The 4,953-nt window shown below is 75.8% G+C and carries 7 protein-coding genes; 5 read left to right on the forward strand and 2 right to left on the reverse strand.

Annotated elements, in window-relative coordinates; genetic code table 11:
- On the reverse strand, positions 1 to 265 hold a 265-nt coding region (locus tag PYV61_RS17240; protein ID WP_275833867.1), incomplete at its 3' end, for a biotin/lipoyl-binding protein.
- Positions 266 to 364: 99 nt separating this feature from the next.
- Here PYV61_RS17240 and PYV61_RS17245 point away from each other — a divergent pair.
- From PYV61_RS17245 to PYV61_RS17260, 4 genes are read left to right on the forward strand one after another with little or no spacing between them, the layout of a single operon-like run.
- On the forward strand, positions 365 to 820 hold the full coding sequence (locus PYV61_RS17245) for a SufE family protein (RefSeq protein ID WP_275833869.1): 456 nt from the start codon (positions 365 to 367) through the stop codon (positions 818 to 820).
- A gap of 28 nt (positions 821 to 848) precedes the next feature.
- Complete coding sequence (locus PYV61_RS17250; protein WP_275833871.1) at positions 849 to 1,145, forward strand: CDGSH iron-sulfur domain-containing protein; 297 nt, start codon at positions 849 to 851, stop codon at positions 1,143 to 1,145.
- A gap of 9 nt (positions 1,146 to 1,154) precedes the next feature.
- Positions 1,155 to 1,973, forward strand: coding sequence for a lysophospholipid acyltransferase family protein (locus tag PYV61_RS17255; protein ID WP_275833873.1), 819 nt, complete (start codon positions 1,155 to 1,157; stop codon positions 1,971 to 1,973).
- Positions 1,970 to 3,052: an NAD-dependent epimerase/dehydratase family protein gene (locus tag PYV61_RS17260; protein WP_275833875.1), complete on the forward strand. Its 1,083-nt coding sequence runs from the start codon at positions 1,970 to 1,972 to the stop codon at positions 3,050 to 3,052. The genes PYV61_RS17255 and PYV61_RS17260 overlap by 4 nt, the downstream gene beginning before the upstream one ends.
- Positions 3,053 to 3,058: 6 nt before the next feature.
- Here the strand turns inward: PYV61_RS17260 and PYV61_RS17265 are convergent, their stop codons facing one another.
- Complete coding sequence (locus PYV61_RS17265) at positions 3,059 to 3,667, reverse strand: hypothetical protein (RefSeq protein WP_275833877.1); 609 nt, start codon at positions 3,665 to 3,667, stop codon at positions 3,059 to 3,061.
- Between the two features lie 94 nt (positions 3,668 to 3,761).
- Between PYV61_RS17265 and PYV61_RS17270 the strand changes: the two genes are divergently transcribed.
- On the forward strand, positions 3,762 to 4,832 hold the full coding sequence (locus tag PYV61_RS17270) for a dihydrodipicolinate synthase family protein (RefSeq protein ID WP_275833879.1): 1,071 nt from the start codon (positions 3,762 to 3,764) through the stop codon (positions 4,830 to 4,832).
- Positions 4,833 to 4,953 lie beyond the last annotated feature (121 nt).

Consider the following 4,953-nt stretch of genomic DNA (forward strand, 5'->3'; position numbering starts at 1 on the left):
AGGCGAGCCGCGCGCGCGAGGCCGCGACCCCGGCCTCCTGCTGCGCGCCCGCGGCGTCGAGCACGGGCTGGGCCAGGACCGCCAGCGTGTCGCCGGCGCGCACGCGGGCCCCCTCCTCGACCAGCACGCGGGTCACCCGGCCGGCGGCGAGCGGCGCGACGTCGACCTCCGTCCACTCCACCGTGCCGCTGGCCACCACGGCGCCGTCGTCCGGGGTGGCGCGGCAGGCGGCGACCAGCACGGCGAGGGCGAGTCGGCGGGGCATGGGCGGAGGGGGTGGGCGCTGCGCGTACGATCCGCGCCCGCGCCGGCGGCGTCAACGGTGCGCCTTGACCGCGCGGGGCGCACCGTCTTTCGTCCCGGGATGCCCGACGCCGACGCCCACCCGCCGCTCCCCCCGACCATCGAGCGCACGCTCGCCCGGTTCCGGGGGCTCGGCCGCGAGGAGAAGATGCAGGCGCTCGTCGCGTACGCGCGCAAGCTGGAGCCGGTGCCGGCGCGCTACGCCGAGGTGGACCGCGCGGCGTACACCGTCCCCGAGTGCCAGACGCGCGTGGACCTGTTCCCCGAGCGGCGCGACGACGGGACGCTCCACTTCTACGCCGACGTCAACGCGCGGCAGTCGCCGACCATCGCGGCCGTCCTCGCCATCACCTTCCAGGCGGTGAACGACCAGCCGCCGGCGGTGACGCTCGCGCTCCCGCCCGACTACGTCCGCCAGCTCATGGAGGGCGTGGGGCTGCACACCCGCGAGGTCGGGCTCAACGCCATGGTGCAGCGCCTCAAGCGGCACGCCGCCGATGCGGCGGCCGCCGCCTGACCGATTCCCGTAGCCCCGCAGCCTCCGCATGGACCGCGTCACGATCACCGTCCGCAACAACGGCTCGCTCTTCATCGCCGGCGACCAGATGCACCTCGTCCGCCTCGTCGACCACGAGGGGAACGAGATCTCGACCGAGGGGCGCAAGGCGCTCTCCCTCTGCCGCTGCGGCGGCTCCACCAAGAAGCCGTTCTGCGACGGCACGCACTCCAAGATCGGCTTCCAGGGGGCGATCGCGGCGCAGCAGGCGTTCGACGCCGGGCAGCAGGCGGCGCAGGCGCAGCCGGCGCAGTCCGCGCAGCCGCCGGTTCCCCCGACGGAGTAGATTGGCCGCATGCAGCGCCTCGTGACCGCCTGGGTGTGGACCCTCTGGGTCCTCATCGTCATCGTCGGCTTCCCCGTCATCTCCCTCGTGTGGGCGGCGACGGCGCCGTTCGACCCGGCGCGCTACGCGCCGGGGCGGACCTTCCGGTGGTTCGGGGCGCTCGGCGCGCGGCTCAACCCGTGGTGGCACTTCCACCAGACCGGGGTGCGGATCCGCGACCCGCGCCGCCCGTACGTGGTCGTGTCCAACCACGAATCGTACGCCGACATCTTCCTGATCAGCCACCTCCCGTGGGAGATGAAGTGGCTGGCCAAGAAGACGATCTTCAACATCCCCGTGATGGGGTGGATCATGCGCATGGTCGGCGACGTGCCGCTCGTGCGCGGGAACCGGCAGAGCGCCGTCGGCGCGCTCGCCATGTGCCGCAACCGGCTCGCGCGCGGCGCGTCGGTGATGGTCTTCCCCGAGGGGACGCGCTCCAACACCGACGAGCTGCTGTCGTTCAAGGACGGCGCGTTCGCGCTGGCCGTCGAGTCGCAGGTGCCGATCCTCCCGATCGCGATCGCCGGGACGCGCGACGCGATGGCCAAGCACTCCTTCCGCGTCGAGCACGCGACCGCGGCCTGCCGCGTGCTGCCGCCGATCGCCACCGCGGGGCTGGGGAGCGACGACGTGCCGGCGCTGCGCGAGTACGTGAAGGGGATCATCGACCGCGCGCGGCGCGAGCTGCTCGCCGAGCTGCAGTCGGGGCGCCCGCTGCCGCGCCTCGTGCCGGCCCCCGAGCCCGCGCCGGCGGCGCTGCCGTCGCTGGCCGGCGGGGCGCGGTGACCGAGCCCTCCGCGCCCGCGGCCGGCGCCGACGACGCCGTCGACCCGCGCCCGCCGACGACGCTCGAGGGACTCGAGGACCGGCTGTCGCGCCCGACCGGCGGCGTGCGCGCGGTGCTCGCCCGCTACGAGGGGGACGTCGTCCTCCTCGGCGCCGGCGGGAAGATGGGGCTCTCGCTGTCGCGCATGGTGCGCCGCGCCCTCGACCAGCTGGGCGGGGCGCACGCGCGCCGGCGCGTGACCGCGGTGTCGCGCTTCGCCGACCCGGGCGTGCGCCGCGCGTTCGAGGCGGCGGGGGTGCAGACCGCCCCGGCCGACCTGCTCGACCGGAAGGCGGTGGCGGCGCTCCCCGACGCGGGGCTCGTCGTGTATATGGCGGGGCTCAAGTTCGGCACCGCCGACGCGCCCGCGCGCATGTGGGCGACCAACACGGTCGCCCCCGCGCTGGCCGCCGAGCGCTACGCGGCGTCGCGCATCGTCGCCTTCTCGACCGGCAACGTGTACCCGCGCACGCCGGCCCCGGGGCGCGGCGCCGCCGAGGACCACCCGCTCACGCCGCTCGGCGAGTACGCCAACGCGTGCGTGGCGCGCGAGCGCGTGCTGGAGTGGGCGTGCGAGCGCTCGCGGACGCCGCTCGCCCTCGTGCGCCTCAGCTACGCGGTCGACCTGCGCTACGGCGTGCTGGTGGACGTCGCCGAGAAGGTGCGGCGCGGCGAGCCGGTGGACGTGCGCACCGGGTGGGTGAACGTGATCTGGCAGGGCGACGCGAACGCGCAGGCGCTGCAGGCGTTCGCGCGCTGCGACGTGCCGGCGTTCGCGATCAACGTCACCGGCCCCGAGCCGCTGGCCGTCGCCGAGGCGGCGCGGCGCTTCGGGCAGCGCTTCCGCCGCCAGCCGGTGTTCGTCGGGCTGGCCACCGGCGACGCGCTGCTCAGCGACACCTCGCTCGCCCAGCGCCTCTTCGGCCCGCCCACCGTGCCGACGGCGCGGCTGGTCGAGTGGGTGGGCGAGTGGCTGGCCGCCGACGGCCCGACGCTCGGCCGCCCGACGAAGTTCGAGGTCCGCGACGGGAAGTACTGAGGCGCGTCAGGCCGGCGCGGCGGCCGCGGCCCGCGCCGGCGTGCGCGCGGTGTCGGCGAGGATGGCGAGCACGGTCGCGAGGTACACGGCCGACACGACCAGCGGCAGCACGGTGAAGCGGTGCGCCGGGAGCCACTGCCAGACCGCGAAGCACGCCACCGCGCGCACCACCGCGTGCGCCGTGAACAGCCCGGTGCGCGCGTACGTCCAGCCGATCACCGGCCAGTGGATGGACATTCCGATCGCCAGCACGAGCGGCACCAGCGGCGGGTGGCTCCACCACGCCGCGACCGCGATCGGCCAGAAGAGCAGCATCGACGCGAACGCCGGCACCAGCGCGTCGGAGACCGCGGTGCGGTCGCGCATGAAGTCCACGCGCAGCAGCCGCGCCAGCAGCAGCGCGAGCGGGAAGATCGTCCCGCTGGTCACGAAGGCGGCGAGGATCCAGCGCCCCGGCGACGGGACGAGCCAGCCGGCGGCGCCGAGCGCCGCCCACCAGAGGGCGCCGGCGAGGGGGACGGGATAGCCGCCGCGGAGGCGGCCGTACGACGCCGCGCGCTCGGCGCGCAGGGCGCGCGCGAGGTCGGCGGTGGCGGTCGGGAGCGGGGCGGTCATGGGTCGGGCGGCGAGGGAGGCGCGGCGGCGACCCGCGCCCCTACGCCGGCGCCCCGCGGTCGGTTTCCCGCGCGCCCCGGCGTACAATTCGCCCATGTCGCTCAACGTCCGCCGCCACCTCCTCGCGGGGCAGGTCATCCCCGCGCACCCGCTCGCGCTGACGCCCACGCGCGAGCTCGACGAGCGGCACCAGCGCGCGCTGACGCGCTACTACGTCGCCAGCGGCGCCGGCGGGATCGCGGTGGGCGTGCACACGACGCAGTTCGCCATCCACGCGCCGCAGGTGGGGCTCTACCGCCCGGTGCTGGAGCTGGCCGCCGAGACGGCGCGCGCGGCGCTGGCACGCGAGGCCGCGGGGGGCGCGGCGCGCGACTTCGCGCTGGTCGCGGGGATCGTCGGCGACACGCGGCAGGCGGTGCACGAGGCGGAGGTCGCGCGCGCGCTCGGCTACCACGCCGGGCTGCTGTCGCTCGCGGCGATGGGCGACGCCGACGACGCGGCGCTGGTGCGGCACGCGCGCGCGGTCGCCGAGGTGCTGCCGGTGTTCGGCTTCTACCTGCAGCCCGCGGTCGGCGGGCGCACGCTCGGCCACCGCTTCTGGCGCGACCTCGCCGAGCTGCCGAACCTGGTCGCCATCAAGGTCGCGCCGTTCGACCGCTACCGCTCATTCGACGTGGTGCGCGCGGTCGCCGAGGCGGGGCGCGACGACGTGGCGCTCTACACCGGCAATGACGACAGCATCGTCGTCGACCTGCTGACGCCCTTCCCCGTGCAGGCCGGCGGCGGCCGCGTGCTGCGCCGCATGGTCGGCGGGCTGCTCGGCCAGTGGGCGGTGTGGACGCGCGCCGCGGTGGAGATGCTCGCGGAGCTCAAGCGCGCGGTCGGCGCGCCCGCCCTCGACCCGGCCTGGCTCGCCCGCGCCGCCGCCCTGACCGACGCCAACGGCGCGATCTTCGACGCGCACCACGGCTACGCCGGCTGCCTGCCGGGGATCCACGAGGTGCTGCGCCGCCAGGGGCTCATGCGCGGCGTGTGGACGCTGGAGCCGCACGAGCGGCTGTCGCCGGGGCAGAGCGAGGAGCTGGACCGCGTACTGCGGAGCTATCCGGAGCTCACGGACGACGAGTTCGTGGCGGAATACAGGGACGAGTGGCTGGCGCCCTGATAGGGCGGGAGTCGTGAAGGCGGGAGTCACGAAAGCGGGAGTCGGTAGAGCACACTGCGCCGTCACGACTCCCGCTGTTTCGACTCCCGCTGTTTCGACTCCCGCTGTTTCGACTCCCGCT

This window comes from Roseisolibacter sp. H3M3-2 (assembly GCF_029211165.1).
In the GTDB taxonomy this organism is placed as follows: Bacteria; Gemmatimonadota; Gemmatimonadetes; order Gemmatimonadales; family Gemmatimonadaceae; genus Roseisolibacter.